Raw genomic sequence first — 17,775 nt, forward strand, 5'->3', positions numbered from 1 at the left:
TGAGAATAATATTATAATATGAAAGGAAAAGCTGACAGAAATATTCGAAGACTTGTGTCAGGATTATGGACAGTATTCGAAATTTGTTGCCGGCAGAATATGAAAATGAACGTATTAGTAATCAACTGTGGAAGTTCATCCCTTAAATATCAGCTGATCAACTCTGATTCAGAAGCAGTTCTTGCAAAAGGTCTCTGCGAGAGAATCGGTATCGATGGAAGATTAGTATATCAGAAAACAGGCTGTGACAAAGAGATCACAGAAGCTGCAATGCCTACACATAAAGAAGCAATCCAGATGGTACTGGATGCCCTCACAAATGATAAAACAGGCGCAATCGGAAGCCTGAAAGAAGTAAATGCTGTTGGACATCGTGTTGTACATGGTGGTGAGAAATTTGCCAAATCTGTAGTGATCACAGATGAAGTAATCTCAGCAGTAGAAGAATGCAATGACCTTGCACCACTTCATAACCCTGCAAACCTGATCGGTATCCGTGTATGCTCCGAGCTTATGCCGGGTGTACCTCAGGTAGCAGTATTCGATACAGCTTTCCATCAGACAATGCCTGCAAAAGCATATCTCTATGGTCTTCCGATCGAATATTACAAGAACTACAAAGTAAGAAGATATGGTTTCCACGGAACATCCCACAGCTTTGTTTCTAAACGTGCTGTTGAATTCCTTGGCCTTGACAAAGATAACTCAAAAGTTATCGTATGCCACCTTGGAAATGGTTCTTCCATCAGTGCTGTCGTAAACGGTCAGTGTGTTGATACAACAATGGGTCTTACTCCACTTGAAGGTGTTGTTATGGGAACACGTTCCGGTAACATTGATCCTGCTATCATGGAATTCATTGCTAAGAAAGAGAACCTTGACATCGCAGGTATGATGAATGTTCTCAACAAGAAATCCGGTCTTCTTGGATTATCCGGCGGATTATCCAGTGACTTCCGTGACCTGAACGATGCAGCTCAGAGCGGAAACGAAGATGCAGCTAACGCAATCGATGTTCTCTGCTATGGTATCGCTAAATTCGTTGGCGGATATGTTGCAGCTATGAACGGTGTAGATGCCATCGTATTTACAGCAGGTATCGGCGAGAATGCTATTCCTGTACGTGAGAAGGTTGTAAGCTATCTTGGATACCTTGGAGTTACACTTGACAAAGAAGCTAACGGAGTTCGCGGAGAAGAGATCGTTATCTCTACACCGGATTCCAAAGTTAAAGTTGCTGTAATTCCTACAAACGAAGAACTTGCAATCTGCAGAGAGACAGTAGCTCTGGTTTAATTTTCACAGATAATAAAGTGTCTGTTTTGTGTCCAAACGAGAGAAATATAACTGGATAAAAGTTATATTTATATAGAAGGGAAGGGTGCATCTGTCAGGAGCACCCTTCTTTGTGCCCGTAAGGCATATGGAAATTACCTGATAATAATGCCGCCGGATGATAAAATACTTCGTAAAGGAATATTACTTGACAAAATGTGAAATTTTTCTAATTTATCGTTGACAAAAGTAGAGGCGGTATGTATAATAAAACAAGTGTGGATAGGAGAAAAGTATGCAGATACATTTATCAGATATTTCATCCAGTGAAGGAATGCGTATTCAGAAGACTGCAGAGTTTGGAATGGATACGATCACCTTTCAGTCAGGAAGCTTTCCGGTACTTGCAAAAGAACCCATAGAGCTTACGATTACGAATACAGGTGACAGAAATCTTGAGATCAGAGGAACAGGTAAGATTACCGTAGGTATTCCCTGTGACAGATGTCTGGAAGAGGTTTCAACAGAGATTCCTTTGGAGATTGAGCGAAAACTTGATATGAAGCTTACGGATGAAGACCGTGTGAATGATCTGGACGAAAGTTCTTATCTCACAGGTATGGACCTGGATGTGGACCAGCTGGTCTATCTTGAGGTACTGATGAGCTGGCCTTTGAAGGTTTTATGTAGAGAAGACTGCAAAGGAATCTGTAGCCAGTGCGGGAAAAACCTCAATGACGGTCCCTGTGGATGCGTCGAGGAACCTAAGGATCCCCGTATGGCAGCTATCAGTGATATATTTAGTAAATTTAAGGAGGTGTAACATAATGTCCATCTGTCCGAAGAATAAATCTTCCAAAGCAAGACGCGATAAGAGAAGAGCAAACTGGAAAATGAGCGCTCCGAACCTTGTAAAATGCAGCAAATGTGGCGAACTGATGATGCCGCACAGAGTATGCAAAGCTTGCGGAAGCTACAACAAAAAGGAAATCATTAAAGTTGAAGACTAATTTTTAATGGTTGCAAAGTATGGCAGGTTCTCCCGTCTGGGATGCCTGCTTTTTTGTGTATTATTTTATGGATGAGGAAAAAGTAATGAATGAGAGGGAGAAGGTAAATCAGATTACAGAAGGTGTGATCTGGAAACAGCTGCTGTTATTTTTCTTTCCTATTGTATTTGGAACATTTTTTCAGCAGATTTATAATACGGCGGATACTATTGTTGTAGGCCGTTTCGTAGGAAAACAGGCACTTGCTGCAGTTGGAGGTTCTGCCAGTCAGATCGCCAATCTGATCGTTGGCTTTTTTGTAGGGCTTTCTTCAGGGGCAGCAGTTGTGATCTCGCAGTTTTATGGGGCAAAAGATAAGAAGAATCTGAGTAAGGCACTGCATACAGCATTTGCATTCTCCATTGCGGCGGGAATTGTTCTTACTGTAGTGGGGATTTTTCTGACCAGACCTGCATTGCTGCTTATGAAGACACCTGCAGATGTAGTAGAGGACTCTGCAGTGTATCTTCATATTTATTTTGGCGGAATGGTTTTTAACCTGGTTTATAATATGGGAGCAGCCATCCTGCGTGCAGTAGGAGACTCCAAAAGACCACTGTATGTTCTGATCATTACCTGTGTGCTGAACATTATTCTTGATCTGCTGTTTGTGGTTGCGTTTGGCATGGGTGTGACAGGAGTAGCTGTTGCTACAGTTACTTCTCAGGTGATCAGTGCGCTGATCGTAACAGTAATGCTTCTGAAAACCAGAGAGATATATGTGCTGAAGATCAATCAGATCCGTTTTGACAGAAGGATGCTGTTTTCAGTTCTGAGAATCGGTATTCCGGCAGGTCTGGAATCTGTAATGTATAATATTTCCAATATTGTGATCCAGGTATTTGTAAATAATCTGGGAACTGACACAGTGGCGGCATGGGGAACTCTTGGGAAAATCGATGCTATTTTCTGGATGGTGATCAATGCGTTCGCAATTTCCATTACTACCTTTGTGGGACAGAATTTCGGAGCCGGCAAATATCACCGTATGCGAAAGAGTGTGAGTGTCTGCATGATCATGAGTATGGTCAGTTCTGCAGTGATGATCATTTTGATGTATTCATTTGCTCCCTGGATTTATCGTCTGTTTACCACAGACAGCGCAGTGATCGTCCATGGTGTTCATATGAGTCGTTTTTTACTGCCGTCCTATTTCATTTATGTGATCATAGGGATTCTGTCTGGGGCACTGAGGGGTACCGGGAAGGTTCTGGTGCCTATGCTCCTTACCTGCGGCGGTGTGTGTTCCCTGAGAATCCTGTGGCTTTTTACAGCCGGACAGATGTACCCGGGAATTAATACGATCATGCTCAGTTATCCGGTTTCATGGAGCATTACGGCAGTATTGTTTATTGTATATTATTTTATGAAATTTCCAGGAAAGAAAAAGGAGAATTAATCATTTTTCGGTACACCATTTTTCATGAAATAATGCAGTTTATCCTATGTCTGTTGCCGAAATTCACCAGATAAGGTAAGCTAAGAACAAAGGAAATTGAGAATAAAGATAACGGATCGAGTAGTAATGTAAAATGAAAGTATGAAAAAAGCATGAGAAAACAGAAAATAACAGTTCTGATTTTAATGATAACTCTGTGCCTGACTGGCATATGGGGAATGAAAAAAAATACCACAGTATGGGGCGCGGTGATCCGGGTAAATGATGTGATCGTACCGAAGGATATTCCTGCAGTAGCTGTAGAAATAAATAAAAGCAGCGAACTGATTACTGAGAAACTGTCTCGGGTTTTCTATACAGTTTATACAGACACAGATACACTGCATATTCCAGTGTTCTGGGATGTTTCGTCTGTAAATATGAAACTGGCAGGCGTTTACACAATGAAAGGTGTACTGAAGCTTCCGCCTGAGTATGCTTTTGATGAGAGTGAAAGTCTGCAGGTACAGACAACTGTTTCTGTGCAGTACCCGGACAAACCGGATATTAATATATATTACAGGCTGACTGCGGCAGGAATCTATATATTTCCCTGGTTGAAGCAGGAAAATTTTGACTCCATGGAAGCTTATCTGAAGAAAGAAAGCGGACAGTGGATCAACCTCACTGAGGAGGGCTTTGCTCTCTGTGAAGAGGAGGGCCTGTATGTATCTAACCAGAGTATGGTTGTGGGCAATACCTATTCTCTGTTGGTAACCTATGATAATGGAAGGAAGCAGACCAATACTCTGCGGTTTCAATATCAAAAAGACGGCAGTCTTAAAATTTACGGTTATCAGCACAGTTTGCTTGGAAACACACAGAAGCCTGGAAAGATCATCTGCTCTTATGATACCGGAGATGAGAAATATCTCAGCAGATGTGCTGCCTATGCAGTAAAAACGGGGGGAAGCCTGAAGCAGATTGAGAAAGAATTGAAGGAGAATGTCAGACTGAGGGTCAGTACTGCTGAAACATTTGAAAATACAGCCGAGAATCCGGAACTGATTCTGGAATCTTCCTGGGATCTGAGCCGGGTGAATAGGGAAAAACAAGGCGTGTACAAGGTAACCGGATCATTTGTGATCCCAGAGGGATATGAAGTATCTGACAGCCTGACGCTGCCAGAGGCATATGCATATCTTTCTGTACAGAAAAAAGGAGAACCACAGATTAATACCTACAGCATGCCGATGGTAGACCTGCTGGAATTTCCTATGCTGTTGGATGGATTTTCTGCAGAGGAACGCCGGAACATACAGGTTTACCTCTCTGAGAATGGGGGAAATTACCGGAAAATTGATGATGACTTGGTGGAAGTGACTTCTGCTGGAATTCAGATTTATTACAGAGAGATATTAAAGAAAGGACAGAACTACCAGATCTGTGCTGTCTATGAGAAAGGGAGCACGGGAATTTATTCTTTTTCCTATAATGATGCCTTTATTGTCAACGAATACTGGCATGAGCGGAATTTTTCAGACAGGGAGGAAAAAGATCTTCCTGACATTGTGCAGAAAGCACCTGCTTCGTCAGATGAAATGCAGGGAGAAAAGGAAGGAAATCTGAATACGGGAAGTGCCGGATATCATTATGACAACTCTTACGGAACAGACAATAATACAGACGGACAGAATAGCAGCAGTAACAAAGCTTCTGATGCAAAATCTGCTGAAATATCGGATACAGAGAATTCTGTGACAGAGTTAAGCACCGACACGATTACTGCAGTCAGCGGAGAGAGACTGCTTTTGATACTCCAACAGAACGGCAGTGCAAAGTTTGAAAAACAGGGAATCTCTGTAACATTTTCTCCGGATACAGTGAACGGATGGAAGATCAATGCAGAGGATGAAATCCAGATAGGAATCGAGAAAACGTCAGAAACTGCATTTTCTCTGCGGATTTTTGTCAGAGGTGGGGAGGTAACAGAAGTTCCGGGAACAGTGGTGGAATTCCAGACATCTGTGTTTGGCGGAATCCAGTCACCTGAAACAGTAAAAGCGGAGGATGTGCAGGGAAATCAATATGCAGTGAATTATCAGGAAAAGCAAAATGTTCTCCGTATGGAAATCAGCCAGACAGGAGACTATTTCCTCATAGATGGAGAATCAGAAAGTATGGGAGATCAGACGGATGAGGACAGTGTGGAAGCTGTTTCAGATGGAGAAGATACAGGATTTACAGAAGAAGAGTCGGTGCCGGAAGAGAAAACAGAACAGAAAACAGAAGCTTCCGGCAGGCAGCTTCTGATGATAATACCTACATTACTGGCAGTATGTATCATGGCATTTGCTGCTATTTTTGTATTTTGTAAAAAACGCAGATAAGGGACAGAGGAAAAGCAAAAAAAGCACCCGAAAACAGAAGGAGGTGTCAGCAATGAAGAAGAACTGGAAATATTCATTACTACTTATAGCAACTGTATTTGCATTGACTATGGGCATATTCTTTCTGTTTTACCGCTTTGATAACAAATATACGGCCAGGGGGGACCAGGCCATTCAGGGAATCCTCTATGTGTCTGATGATGATTCTGTGCATTATCTTGCCAGGGAATGGGAATATTATCCGGATGTATTGCTGACACCGCAGGAAATAAAGGAACAGAAGGAGGACTACTACAGCCGTTATGTTTCCATTGGCGAGTACGGTGGAATGGACCTGGGCGACAAAAATAAATCTCCTTTTGGAAGTGGTACCTATCGGATGACCCTGGTGCTTCCTGAAAAAGAAAAACAATATGCTATTGGCCTGACAGAGATTTTTTCTGCTTACAAGCTGTATATTAATGGGGAATTGATGGGGCAGATGGGAAATCCGGATCCGGACAATTACCAGGAGCAGATTCAGAACAGGGTATTTACCTTTGAGGGAAAAGGAACTGCAGAGATTGTGATCGCAGTGACAGACAAACATTCGGTGTCATCGGGAATTCAGTATGTGCCGGTTTTGGCTTCTCCTTTTAAAGTGAATATTATCCGCGGGTTGTCGCTTATGATTGCTGTGGTATTTATGGCTTTTACATTTTTTGTCCTGATTTTTTCAGTGTATATGTATATGCGAACTAAAAAAGTGGAGTTTGGACTTTTTGCCCTGCTTTGTATCTGTGTGCTGGGATATGGTTCTTATCCGATCCTGCATTCCTTTGTTGCAGTAAAAGTACAGCCTTGTTATGGAATGGAGGCATTGTTCTATTATCTGATGTTTGCCGGTGTTATGCTGGTACAACAGAAGATCCTGGGAGGTGAGGAAAGGATTCCGGAAATTCTTGCAGGTGTGGCCGCAGTAGCCGGAGTGATGGTTTTTGTGGCAGAAATGCTGTGCAGCAGAGCCCAGTCTGCAACAGGGCTGTATCTGATCTCTAAGCTTACAGAGATTTTGAAGTGGGCAGCAGCCGGTTATCTGCTTTTCAGAAGTGTAAAGGAGATAAAACAGAAGTACAGTAATGTACTTTTAGTGGGAATTGTTGTTTATGCAGCGTCTCTGGCAGCAGACCGGATATGGAGATTATATGAGCCGATCATTGGCGGGTGGTTTATGGAAATTGGTGCAGCAGTGCTTGTAGCCAGTGTGGGACTGACTCTGTGGATGGAGCTTGCCAATGCTTACAGATTTCAGCTTACCTATGGAGAATACAGCCGTCAGATGGAACAGAAACTGCAGATACAGAAACAGAATTATGAGGAACTTACAGAAAAGATGGATGAGATCAGCAGGATGCGCCATGATATGAGACACCATCTGCGCACCATCATGTCTTACACCCAGCAGGGAAAATATCAGGAGATGATGGAATATCTGCAGGAGTATGCATCCGTTATAACAGAAGAGGAAAAGCTAATCTGTTATTGCAGAAACATGGCCGTAGATGCAGTGATCCATTTTTATGCAGGAGAACTGAGGAAGAAAGGGATTCCTTTTGAATGTGATATGATGCTGCCACAGAATATTGGCATTTCAGATACAGATCTGTGCAAAATATATGGAAATCTTCTGGAAAATGCCGTAGATGCAGTAAAAGATCTGCTGCCGGAAAATAAGCCTTATGTAAAGATGCTTACAAAGGTTAAGAACAGGAAGCTTCTGATAGAGATTTCAAATCCATATTCCAATGGAATCCAGCGAAGGGAAAAAGTTTTTTATTCAACAAAGCATGAAGGCTTTGGAATCGGAACAGCGTCTGTGGCAGAAGTGGTACAACGAATGGGCGGATATGTAGTTTTTAATACAGAAGAGGGTATTTTTAAAGTAAATATCTTTCTGCCGGTGAAAACAGTACAGTAAATAAATAGTTACTGCCCGGAGGGGAAGAGGCATATCGGAAATACTTATTTATCAGAGTCTGAAGAGAATAAGTATTCCAGATATGCTTTTTTTATTGCGTTGGAGCCACGCTTGCGTACAGTAACAAGCTCCTGATTGTCCATAACAAAGCCTTCATCTGTGGATTTCTCGATGTGATCCATATTTACGATACAGCCTCTGTAACAGGAGAGAAAACATTTCATTCCCTCCAGAAGCTCTTCGAATTTCTGGAAGGTTATGTAGGAGCGTATAATGCCTGCATCTGTGGTATGTACCTGAACTGCATTGCGGTAGGTATCCACGTACAGGATGCTCCTGACAGGGATCTTTACAGGGGTACGGTCGGAGATCAGCTCTATATATCTGGAATTCTGCGACTGCCTGAACTGGATTGTTGAGAGGATCCGGCAAAGCTTCTCCGGGTCAAAGGGCTTCAGCAGATAGTAGGATGCCTGTACATCATAGCTTTCCACAGCAAAGGAATCACTGCTTGAAATAAAAATCAGAGCAGCTGTATCCCTGGCTTCGCGGAGCTTTCTGGCTGCATCCATACCGGTCATACTGCCCATATAAATATCCATAATGATCAGGTCGTAAAATCCGGGTATGTATTTAGTAAAAAAAGCTTCTGCGCTGGAATACAAATGGATGTCTGCGGATGTATTCTGGGATTCATAATAAGAAGAAATGACAGATTTTACCTGACGCAGATCTTCCTTTGAATCGTCAAGGATTGCAATATTCAAAAGGAGTACCTCCTAAATTAACTTAAACATAATTTGTATTTTAGCGTATTTTCATGAGTTATTCAAGTACGGATTCCTTACTGAAAGCAAGTAATACCATAAGTATTTATTCATTTTTCCATATTTCATGAAAAATGTCATTTAATCCCATGTATCTTGAAAATAAGACTGAAATTTTTTATAGTAAGAACATAGAAATTCAGTTTAGAAATATGTACACACATTTTAAGAAAGGATGGTAAAAAAATATGAAAAACTGGAAAAAAATAATGGCAGGTCTTTGTGCTGCTGCAATGGTAAGCTCTATGGTTGTTCCGGTATGGGCAGCAGAGGAGACTACAGAAGAAGCAGCAGATGACGGAGATGTCGCGGATGTATCAGAAGCAATGTTGGGTCTGTGGAAGGACAGTGCGGGAGATATTTACGGATTCTATAAAGATAATTCGTTTTTTGGCCAGTGGAAGGATGAAGAGCAGGATGTTCTTGGTGTATATGCTTTGAGTTCAGACGGAGAATATACAGCTCTGGTAATGCAGTTCGCAAATGACGACGGCACGTATGATGATGAAAATATGGTAACTTATCTGGTGCAGGCAAATGAGGAAGAGAATCTTCTGGAACTTTATGATCCGGACAGTCTGGACCTGACTGCAACCCTGGAGCCTTATGAGGCAGACGGTGATGAGTCGGATTACAATCAGACTTATCAGGATATGGGTGATATCCTGACAGAGTGTTATTCCGGCGAGACAGAAGCGGGTGAGACTTTTATTTATGCAGCTAATGAGGATGGAACTTTCTGCTCAGTACTTGTGATCGATCAGGATGATAACTATGTAAGCTTTGTTGGTGAAGGTACTTTTGATGAAGAGAATGGTACTGTGACGATTACTGATGAAGTTTCTGAGATGGCACTTACTTTTGGCGTGGCAGTGAATGATGATGATACACTGACACTGGATATGGGTGATCTTGGAAGCGCTACTGTAGAGGAAGCTACGCTGGCGGTTGCTGTGCAGGGACTGAAGTATGCAGTTGAGAATGGAACTGAGATGAACTAAGCAATTCTTTTTCAGGAACAAAAATATGTGATTTTGAGGATACTCCTCTTCGGATAGATTTATTCGGAGGGGAGTGTTTTTTCTGTGCCGGGGGTTTTAGAATGGCTGGGAAGATGGTATAATGAGGAGCGAATTCTATAGTTTTTGTGGAAGTGTTACAGATGAGCAGAAACAGACAGGAAGCGAAAATTACGAGAGAGGTTTGAATTTATGAATATTCTGAATATAGAGCATGTTTCCAAGGTGTTTGGTGAGAAGGTGGTGCTGGATGATGTTTCCTACGGGGTGCATCAGGGAGATAAGATTGGAATCATCGGGATTAATGGGACCGGGAAGTCTACGATTCTGAAGATCATCGGCGGTCTGGAGGAGCCGGATGAGGGGCAGGTGATCACTCAAAATGGCCTGAGAATCACGTATCTTCCGCAGATGCCGGAGTTTCCGCAGGGAGCTTCTGTCCTGGATTATGTGGCAGAAGGAAAGTGGCAGAAGGACTGGAGTACTGAGAGCGAGGCAAGGAATGTTCTGAATAAGCTGGGAATTACAGACCATGAGGAGAAGATCGATCATTTATCCGGGGGACAGAAGAAAAGGGTGGCACTGGCAAGGACTCTGGTGAATCCCTGTGATGTGCTGCTTCTGGACGAGCCTACCAACCATCTGGATAATGAGATGGTGACCTGGCTGGAGGACTTTCTGAGAAGTTTTAAGGGCGTTGTGATCATGGTTACTCATGACAGATATTTCCTCGACAGGGTTACTAATAAGATTCTGGAGATTTCCCATGGCGGCCTTTATGCTTATGAGGCTAATTACTCGAAGTTTCTGGAACTGAAGGCAGAGCGTGAGGAGATGGAGCTTGCCAGTGAGAGGAAGAGACAGAGCGTACTCCGCATGGAACTGGAGTGGGCAAAGCGTGGATGCAGAGCCAGAAGTACCAAGCAGCGGGCACGTCTGGAACGCCTGGAGGCACTGAAGAACGGAAAGGCTCCGGTGCGTGATGCGAATGTGGAGCTGGATTCTGTTGAGACACGTATGGGAAAGAAGACGATCGAACTTCATCATATCAGCAAGAGTTTTGGTGAGAAGAAGATCCTGGATGATTTTAATTATATTGTGCTGCGCAATCAGCGCCTTGGGATTATTGGTCCTAATGGGTGCGGAAAGTCAACACTCATCAAGATTATTGATGGGATGATACAGCCGGATGCAGGAGAAGTGGAAATTGGAGAAACCATTCGCATAGGGTATTTTGCACAGGAAGTGCCGGATATGGATACCAATCAGCGTGTGATCGATTATATCCGTGACGTGGCAGAGTATATTCCGACCAGAGACGGGAAGATTTCCGCAACAATGATGCTGGAGAGGTTTCTCTTTGATTCTGCCATGCAGTATGCGCCCATTGCCAAATTGTCAGGTGGTGAGAAGAGGCGTCTGTATCTGCTGAAGGTTCTGATGGAGGCGCCGAATGTGCTTCTTCTGGATGAGCCAAGTAATGATCTGGATATTCCTACACTGACCATTCTGGAGGATTATCTGGATTCTTTTGCAGGGATTGTGATCGCAGTGTCTCATGACAGGTATTTTCTGGATAATATTGTGGACAGGATTTTTGCTTTTGAGGGGAATGGACATCTGACCCAGTATGAGGGCGGATATACGGATTATACAGAGGCGCTGGCGAGAAAAGGCGGGGCAGTATCTGAAGGACAGAGCACTGCAGTTGGTGCGGAAAAGAAGAAGTCGGCTCAGGCAGACTGGAAGCAGAATCGTCCCCAGAAGCTGAAATTTACCTATAAAGAGCAGAGGGAATTTGAAACTATCGATGATGATATTGCAGCGCTGGAGGAACTGCTGGAGAAGCTGGATAAGGATATGGAGGCTAATGCCACCAATTCTGTGAAGCTTCGTGAGATCATGGAGCAGAAGGAGAAGGCACAGGCAGATCTGGATGAGAAGATGGACAGGTGGGTTTATCTGAATGATCTGGCGGAGCGAATCGAGGCACAAAAAAGTGAAAAGTGATTTTTTTCAGATGCTATTGACTTTGCAGAGGGTTCTTTAGTATGATACAGATTATGGAAGATTGCAGGAGCTGCTTTGCAGCGGGGCAATTTGCGGATGCCGGGTCAGTAACAGAAAATATCTTTTGATTCTGACATCTGTAAGTGAACAGTAAGTGAACAGGAGATATAAAAATATGGCAGAACAGGTCAGAGTTGTAGTGGACGCAATGGGCGGGGATAATGCCCCGGCAGAACCTGTCAGAGCTGCAGTGGAAGCTGTAACAGAGAGACAGGACATAAAAGTAATTCTTACAGGAAAACAGGAAGTGATAGATAAGGAACTGGCGAAATATTCCGGATATCCGAAGAACCAGATTCAGGTTGTCAATGCATCCCAGGTGATCGAGACAGCAGAACCCCCTGTTTTTGCGATCCGTAAGAAAAAAGATTCATCAATCGTAGTAGGTTTGAATATGGTTAAGAAACAGGAGGCAGATGCCTTTGTTTCATCAGGAAGTACAGGAGCTGTTCTTGTTGGCGGACAGGTACTGGTAGGCAGAAGTAAAGGTGTGGAGAGGCCGCCTCTTGCACCGTTGATCCCTACCACGAAGGGTGTTTCCCTTCTGATCGACTGTGGTGCCAATGTGGATGCACGTCCATCGCATCTGGTGCAGTTTGCGAAGATGGGCTCTATTTATATGGAGAACGTAGTCGGTATTAAAAATCCAAAAGTTGCCATTGTAAATAACGGGGCGGAAGAGGAGAAGGGAAATGCACTTGTAAAAGAAACTTTCCCCCTTCTGAAAGAATGCAAAAGCATTAATTTCATCGGAAGTATAGAAGCCAGAGATATCCCGGCAGGATATGCGGATGTGGTCGTATGCGAAGCATTTGTGGGAAATGTGATCCTTAAATTATATGAGGGAGTTGGTTCTGCCCTGGTCCAGAAGATCAAAGAAGGAATGATGACCAGCACAAGAAGTAAGATCGGTGCACTTCTGGTAAAGCCTGCACTGAAAGAAACTCTGAAATCCTTTGATGCAACGGAATATGGCGGAGCACCGCTTCTGGGGCTTAAAGGACTTGTGGTAAAGACGCATGGAAGTGCCAAAGCCATTGAGATCAAACATGGTATTTTCCAGTGTGTACAGTTTAAACAGGAGAAGATCAACGAGAAGATCGCAGAGCGTATCCTGGAGGATCAGGAAGTACTGAAGTCCGGAGCAGAATAGAGCAGGACAGGAACAGAAACAGGAAGGAGGGTTGAAGATGGAACTGGAGAAAATAAAAGCTATCATAGCAGAGGTTCTGAATATTGATGCAGATTCGATTACAGAAGACACTACATTTGTAGATGATCTTGGTGCAGACTCTCTTGATATTTTTCAGATTATTATGGGGATTGAAGAGGAGTATGACATTGAACTGGATAATGAATCTGTCGAACAGATTCAGACAGTCGGTGATGCTGTTGAAGCAATTCGGACAATTAAATAAAAATGTAACTGTCCGGCAGTCTGAAATTTGACAGGAGCATAATACAGGCGCACTGAGCAGTTGCAAAAAATGATGCCGCAGGGTTGTCAGATGACAGCCCTGTGCATATGGAGAGGGTTAGAGGAATGAATAGAAAGACAGAAGAATTAGAAGAAATCATAGGATATCATTTTAAAAATAAACATTATCTTACACAGGCACTGACTCACAGTTCCTATGCAAATGAGAAGAAGCTGGGGAAGCTGGGCAGCAATGAGAGACTGGAGTTTCTGGGAGATGCTGTGCTGGAGCTGATCAGCAGTGATTATCTGTATGCAAGATTTACCCAGATACCGGAGGGAGAGCTGACAAAGAAGAGAGCCAGCCTGGTGTGTGAGCCAAGCCTTGCCTATTGTGCAAGAGAATTCGGACTGCCGCAGTTTTTGTTGCTTGGAAAGGGCGAGGATATGACAGGCGGAAGAAACAGGGATTCTATCGTCTCTGATGCAACAGAGGCTTTACTGGGAGCTATCTATCTGGATGGTGGTTTTGCTAATGCAAAGGAGTTTGTGCTGAATTTTATCCTGAATGATATTGAACACAAACAGCTCTTTTATGATAGCAAGACCATCCTGCAGGAAATCGTGCAGGAAAACGGAACACAGCCGGTGGAATATATTCTGACAAAAGAAGAAGGCCCGGATCATAACAAAAACTTTACTGTGGAGGCAAGAGTAAACGGAAAAGTGATGGGACAGGGAAGCGGTCATACAAAGAAAGCAGCAGAACAGGCCGCAGCATACCAGGCGATTCGTGTACTCAGAAAATAAACAGGAGAATTATGTATTTAAAGAATATAGAGGTACAGGGATTTAAGTCTTTCGCCCAGAAGATCAATTTTGAATTTCATAACGGGATCACCGGTATTGTAGGTCCGAACGGAAGTGGAAAGAGCAATGTCGGTGATGCGGTGAGATGGGTGCTGGGTGAACAGAGTGCCAGGTCTCTGCGAGGAGGAAATATGCAGGATGTCATTTTCTCCGGTACAGAGACAAGAAAACCCCTGGGTTATGCATCGGTGGCGATCACACTGGATAATTCAGACCATAAGCTTCCGGTTGATTTTAACGAGGTTACGGTTACCAGAAGGCTTTACCGTTCAGGAGAGAGTGAATATAAGATCAACGGAAGTGCCTGCAGACTGAAAGATATCAATGAGATGTTTTATGATACAGGTATCGGTAAAGAAGGATATTCCATTATCGGACAGGGACAGATCGACAGGATCCTAAGCGGTAAACCGGAAGAGAGAAGAGAGCTTTTTGATGAGGCAGCAGGTATTGTTAAATTTAAGAGAAGAAAGAATACCACTATCAAAAAACTGGAGGAAGAACGCCAGAACCTGGTCAGAGTGACAGATATCCTCTCGGAGCTTACCAGACAGCTGGAACCACTGGAGAAACAGTCAGAGACAGCAAGAGTTTATCTTTCCAAAAGAGAGACTCTTAAGGAACTGGATGTGAATATGTTCCTGATGGAGTATGCTGCTGCAGCCAAAGAACTCAAGGAACTGGAAGAGAAGAACATAATTGCGCAGAATCAGCTGAAGGATACCCAGAGTTCCTATGACCGGACCAAGGTGGAATATGAACGTCTGGAACAGGAGCTGGAAGATTTAAATTCCAAAATGGATGCACTTCGCATTTCCGGTCAGGAGCAGGCAATCCGTAAACAACAGCTGGAAGGCCAGATCAATGTATTAAATGAGCAGATACTGGCAGGGGCACAGAATGAAGAGCATTATAAGGGACGTATCCAGACTATTGAGGCTGAACTTTCAGTAAGAACAGATTCAAAGAAGAAACTTGAAGAAGAAAAAACGGATATTTATGCACAGTTAAAGGCTGTCCGTAAGAAACTTTCTGAGGAAGAAGAGAAATTAAGGACAGCGCAGGAGAATATGGAAGCCTGTACTCTCGAAGTGGAGAATGGCAAAAATGAGATCATTGAAATTCTGAACAGCCGCGCCAATGTCAAGGGTAAAGCCCAGAGATTTGATGCAATGATGGAACAGGCAGAAATCCGTAAGGCAGAGATCAGCCAGCGTATTCTCAGACTGAAGAGTGAAGAGGAAGAACAGCAGACCATTCTGACTACAGCCCGGAAACAGTATGATGAGATTACATCCCAGATTGAAAATGCCAATGAGGAATGTGAACATCTGAATCTGAGTGTGATGAAGATTCAGGAAAAGCTGAAGGAACAGAACACAAAGCTGGAAGCAGAACAGACAGCCTATCACAGAGAGGCATCCCGGCTGGATTCTCTCAGAAATATCGCGGAGCGCTATGATGGATACGGAAACAGTATCCGGAGAGTTATGGAACAAAAAGAACGTGTTCCGGGAATCCAGGGTGTTGTCGCAGATCTGATCCAGGTAAACAAAGATTATGAGATCGCTATCGAGACAGCTCTTGGTGGAAGCATTCAGAATATTGTTACAGATAATGAGCAGACTGCCAAAACCATGATCGAATTTCTGAAAAAGAATCGTTATGGACGTGCAACCTTTCTTCCCATGAGCAGCATAAGTCCCAGAGGTGAGTTTACACCGAAAGAAGCACTGAAAGAGCCGGGCGTTGTGGGGATTGCCAGCGAACTGGTGTCCGTAGCTTCTCAGTATCAGCAGATCACGAAATTCCTTCTTGGAAGAGTGCTGGTAGTTGATAACATTGATCATGCCATTGCAATAGGAAAAAAATACAGACACAGTCTGAGAATGGTCACAACAGAAGGTGAATCCTTAAGCCCGGGAGGTTCCATGACCGGCGGTGCCTTCAGAAACAACAGCAATCTGCTTGGAAGACGGCGTGAGATAGAGGAACTGGAAACAAAAGTAAACCAGCTGAAGCAGAATCTGACCGAAATGCAGAACGCTGTTGAGGAAAATAAAAATCAGAGAAACAGGCTTCGTGATGCCATTGCAGGATTTCAGGAAAAACTCCGTCAGAAATATATAGAACAGAATACTGCCAGAATGAATATCAAACAGCAGGAAAAGAAAGCTGAGGAGATCCGAAGCGGATATGCGCAGATCAACAGAGATCAGGCAGAGATCAAACGCCAGGTCATGGAAATCCGGCAGGATCATGAACGGATTGCCAGGGAACTGGAGAGCTCAAAGCAGGATGAGAAAGAACTGGAGAGTTTTATTGAGGCAAAGCAGTCAGAACTGGATGAATGGAAAGAAGAAGAGAAGAAAATCACCCGGGAGTTAGAAGAAATCCGTCTTCAGTCATCCGCTCTTGAACAGAAGGAGAAATTTGACCAGGAAAACCTGAGCCGTCTGAAATCAGAAATCACAGCTTTTATGACTGAGAAAGAGGATATTTATCAGTCTCTTGCTCACAGCAGTGAAGAGATGGAAAAGAAGCAGGAGATGATCACTCAACTGAAAAAAGAGTCAAAAGAGTCTGTCCTTCATGAAGAACAGGCACAGATGCAGCTGAAAAATCTGCAGAAGGAGAAAGAGAGCAGAACTTCTCAGCATAAAGATTTTTTTGAGAAAAGAGATTATCTGTCCGGTCAGATCGGACTTCTGGATAAGGAATGTTACCGTCTGCAGGGACAGATGGACAAGCTGGAGGAGAACAGGGAAGAGCGGATTGCCTATATGTGGTCCGAGTATGAGATCACTCCCAATAATGCCGTTTCCTACAGAAAAGAGGAACTTACTGATCTTTCGCAGATGAAGCGACAGGCAGCTCAGATTAAAGATGATATCAGAAAGCTGGGACCTGTAAATGTAAATGCTATTGAGGATTATAAGGAACTTCTGGAAAGACACACCTTTCTGTCCGGCCAGTATGAGGATCTGGTCACAGCGGAGAAAACTCTGGAACAGATCATTCAGGAGCTGGATGAGGGAATGCGGAAACAGTTTTCTGAGAAATTCGGCGAGATCCGGAATGAATTTGACAAGGCATTCAAGGAATTGTTCGGAGGCGGAAAAGGAACTCTGGAGCTGGATGAAGAGGCAGATATCCTGGAGGCAGGAATTAAGATCATTTCCCAGCCGCCGGGAAAGAAACTGCAGAATATGATGCAGCTTTCCGGCGGGGAAAAAGCTCTGACAGCTATTGCACTTCTTTTCGCGATCCAGAATCTGAAGCCGTCACCGTTCTGTCTGCTGGATGAGATCGAGGCAGCACTGGACGATTCCAATGTTGGACGATTCGCCGGATATTTACAGAAGTTGACGAAAAACACACAATTTATTATAATAACACATAGACGTGGAACTATGAACGCCGCAGACCGGCTTTATGGTATTACCATGCAGGAAAAAGGGGTATCAACACTGGTTTCCGTCGATCTGGTGGAGAACCAGCTTACCCAGTAACAGGAGGAGTT

The 17,775-nt window shown here is 43.6% G+C and carries 13 protein-coding genes; 12 read left to right on the forward strand and 1 reads right to left on the reverse strand.

Annotated elements, in window-relative coordinates; all coding sequences use genetic code 11:
- The first annotated feature begins 105 nt into the window (after nt 1–105).
- From LJE12_RS00500 to LJE12_RS00525, 6 genes are all read left to right on the forward strand, one after another.
- Nucleotides 106–1,296, forward strand: coding sequence for an acetate/propionate family kinase (locus LJE12_RS00500; protein WP_025576923.1), 1,191 nt, complete (start codon nt 106–108; stop codon nt 1,294–1,296).
- Between the two features lie 274 nt (nt 1,297–1,570).
- Nucleotides 1,571–2,098, forward strand: coding sequence for a YceD family protein (locus LJE12_RS00505; protein ID WP_008704711.1), 528 nt, complete (start codon nt 1,571–1,573; stop codon nt 2,096–2,098).
- 4 nt (nt 2,099–2,102) lie between these two features.
- Complete coding sequence (gene rpmF, locus LJE12_RS00510; RefSeq protein ID WP_008704709.1) at nt 2,103–2,285, forward strand: 50S ribosomal protein L32; 183 nt, start codon at nt 2,103–2,105, stop codon at nt 2,283–2,285.
- 85 nt (nt 2,286–2,370) lie between these two features.
- Nucleotides 2,371–3,723, forward strand: a complete 1,353-nt coding sequence (locus tag LJE12_RS00515) for an MATE family efflux transporter (RefSeq protein WP_118633473.1) — start codon at nt 2,371–2,373, stop codon at nt 3,721–3,723.
- Between the two features lie 152 nt (nt 3,724–3,875).
- A complete protein-coding gene (locus LJE12_RS00520) occupies nt 3,876–6,092 on the forward strand; it encodes a hypothetical protein (protein WP_118633452.1) in 2,217 nt (738 codons plus the stop codon).
- Between the two features lie 52 nt (nt 6,093–6,144).
- Nucleotides 6,145–8,049 (forward strand): sensor histidine kinase, encoded by a 1,905-nt coding sequence (locus tag LJE12_RS00525; protein ID WP_182437655.1) that lies wholly within the window; start codon nt 6,145–6,147, stop codon nt 8,047–8,049.
- A 44-nt stretch (nt 8,050–8,093) separates the two neighbouring features.
- Here LJE12_RS00525 and LJE12_RS00530 read toward each other — a convergent pair whose 3' ends face one another.
- Nucleotides 8,094–8,816, reverse strand: a complete 723-nt coding sequence (locus LJE12_RS00530; RefSeq protein WP_008704705.1) for a LytR/AlgR family response regulator transcription factor — start codon at nt 8,814–8,816, stop codon at nt 8,094–8,096.
- Nucleotides 8,817–9,064: 248 nt separating this feature from the next.
- Between LJE12_RS00530 and LJE12_RS00535 the strand changes: the two genes are divergently transcribed.
- The 6 genes from LJE12_RS00535 to smc all read left to right on the forward strand — a co-directional run bounded on the left by LJE12_RS00535 (nt 9,065) and on the right by smc (nt 17,764).
- A complete protein-coding gene (locus LJE12_RS00535; protein ID WP_008704704.1) occupies nt 9,065–9,877 on the forward strand; it encodes a hypothetical protein in 813 nt (270 codons plus the stop codon).
- A 210-nt stretch (nt 9,878–10,087) separates the two neighbouring features.
- Complete coding sequence (locus LJE12_RS00540; protein ID WP_118613243.1) at nt 10,088–11,905, forward strand: ABC-F family ATP-binding cassette domain-containing protein; 1,818 nt, start codon at nt 10,088–10,090, stop codon at nt 11,903–11,905.
- A gap of 175 nt (nt 11,906–12,080) precedes the next feature.
- Nucleotides 12,081–13,118 carry a phosphate acyltransferase PlsX gene (gene plsX, locus LJE12_RS00545; RefSeq protein WP_020993746.1) on the forward strand — a complete coding sequence of 346 codons (1,038 nt, stop codon included), beginning with the start codon at nt 12,081–12,083 and terminating at the stop codon, nt 13,116–13,118.
- 37 nt (nt 13,119–13,155) lie between these two features.
- Nucleotides 13,156–13,383, forward strand: coding sequence for an acyl carrier protein (gene acpP / locus LJE12_RS00550; protein ID WP_020993747.1), 228 nt, complete (start codon nt 13,156–13,158; stop codon nt 13,381–13,383).
- A gap of 125 nt (nt 13,384–13,508) precedes the next feature.
- A complete protein-coding gene (rnc, locus tag LJE12_RS00555) occupies nt 13,509–14,192 on the forward strand; it encodes a ribonuclease III (RefSeq protein WP_008704699.1) in 684 nt (227 codons plus the stop codon).
- An 11-nt stretch (nt 14,193–14,203) separates the two neighbouring features.
- A complete protein-coding gene (smc, locus tag LJE12_RS00560; RefSeq protein ID WP_227226171.1) occupies nt 14,204–17,764 on the forward strand; it encodes a chromosome segregation protein SMC in 3,561 nt (1,186 codons plus the stop codon).
- The last annotated feature ends 11 nt before the right edge of the window (nt 17,765–17,775 follow it).

This window comes from Blautia sp. DFI.6.71, from assembly GCF_020593585.1.
In the GTDB taxonomy this organism is placed as follows: domain Bacteria; phylum Bacillota; class Clostridia; order Lachnospirales; family Lachnospiraceae; genus Blautia_A; species Blautia_A wexlerae.

What these genes read in the sequence shown, in the direction of transcription:
- LJE12_RS00500 (WP_025576923.1), top strand. Translation starts at nt 106, where the DNA reads ATGAACGTATTAGTAATCAACTGTGGAAGTTCATCCCTTAAATATCAG.
- LJE12_RS00505 (WP_008704711.1), top strand. Translation starts at nt 1,571, where the DNA reads ATGCAGATACATTTATCAGATATTTCATCCAGTGAAGGAATGCGTATT.
- rpmF (WP_008704709.1), top strand. Translation starts at nt 2,103, where the DNA reads ATGTCCATCTGTCCGAAGAATAAATCTTCCAAAGCAAGACGCGATAAG.
- LJE12_RS00515 (WP_118633473.1), top strand. Translation starts at nt 2,371, where the DNA reads ATGAATGAGAGGGAGAAGGTAAATCAGATTACAGAAGGTGTGATCTGG.
- LJE12_RS00520 (WP_118633452.1), top strand. Translation starts at nt 3,876, where the DNA reads ATGAGAAAACAGAAAATAACAGTTCTGATTTTAATGATAACTCTGTGC.
- LJE12_RS00525 (WP_182437655.1), top strand. Translation starts at nt 6,145, where the DNA reads ATGAAGAAGAACTGGAAATATTCATTACTACTTATAGCAACTGTATTT.
- LJE12_RS00535 (WP_008704704.1), top strand. Translation starts at nt 9,065, where the DNA reads ATGAAAAACTGGAAAAAAATAATGGCAGGTCTTTGTGCTGCTGCAATG.
- LJE12_RS00540 (WP_118613243.1), top strand. Translation starts at nt 10,088, where the DNA reads ATGAATATTCTGAATATAGAGCATGTTTCCAAGGTGTTTGGTGAGAAG.
- plsX (WP_020993746.1), top strand. Translation starts at nt 12,081, where the DNA reads ATGGCAGAACAGGTCAGAGTTGTAGTGGACGCAATGGGCGGGGATAAT.
- acpP (WP_020993747.1), top strand. Translation starts at nt 13,156, where the DNA reads ATGGAACTGGAGAAAATAAAAGCTATCATAGCAGAGGTTCTGAATATT.
- rnc (WP_008704699.1), top strand. Translation starts at nt 13,509, where the DNA reads ATGAATAGAAAGACAGAAGAATTAGAAGAAATCATAGGATATCATTTT.
- smc (WP_227226171.1), top strand. Translation starts at nt 14,204, where the DNA reads ATGTATTTAAAGAATATAGAGGTACAGGGATTTAAGTCTTTCGCCCAG.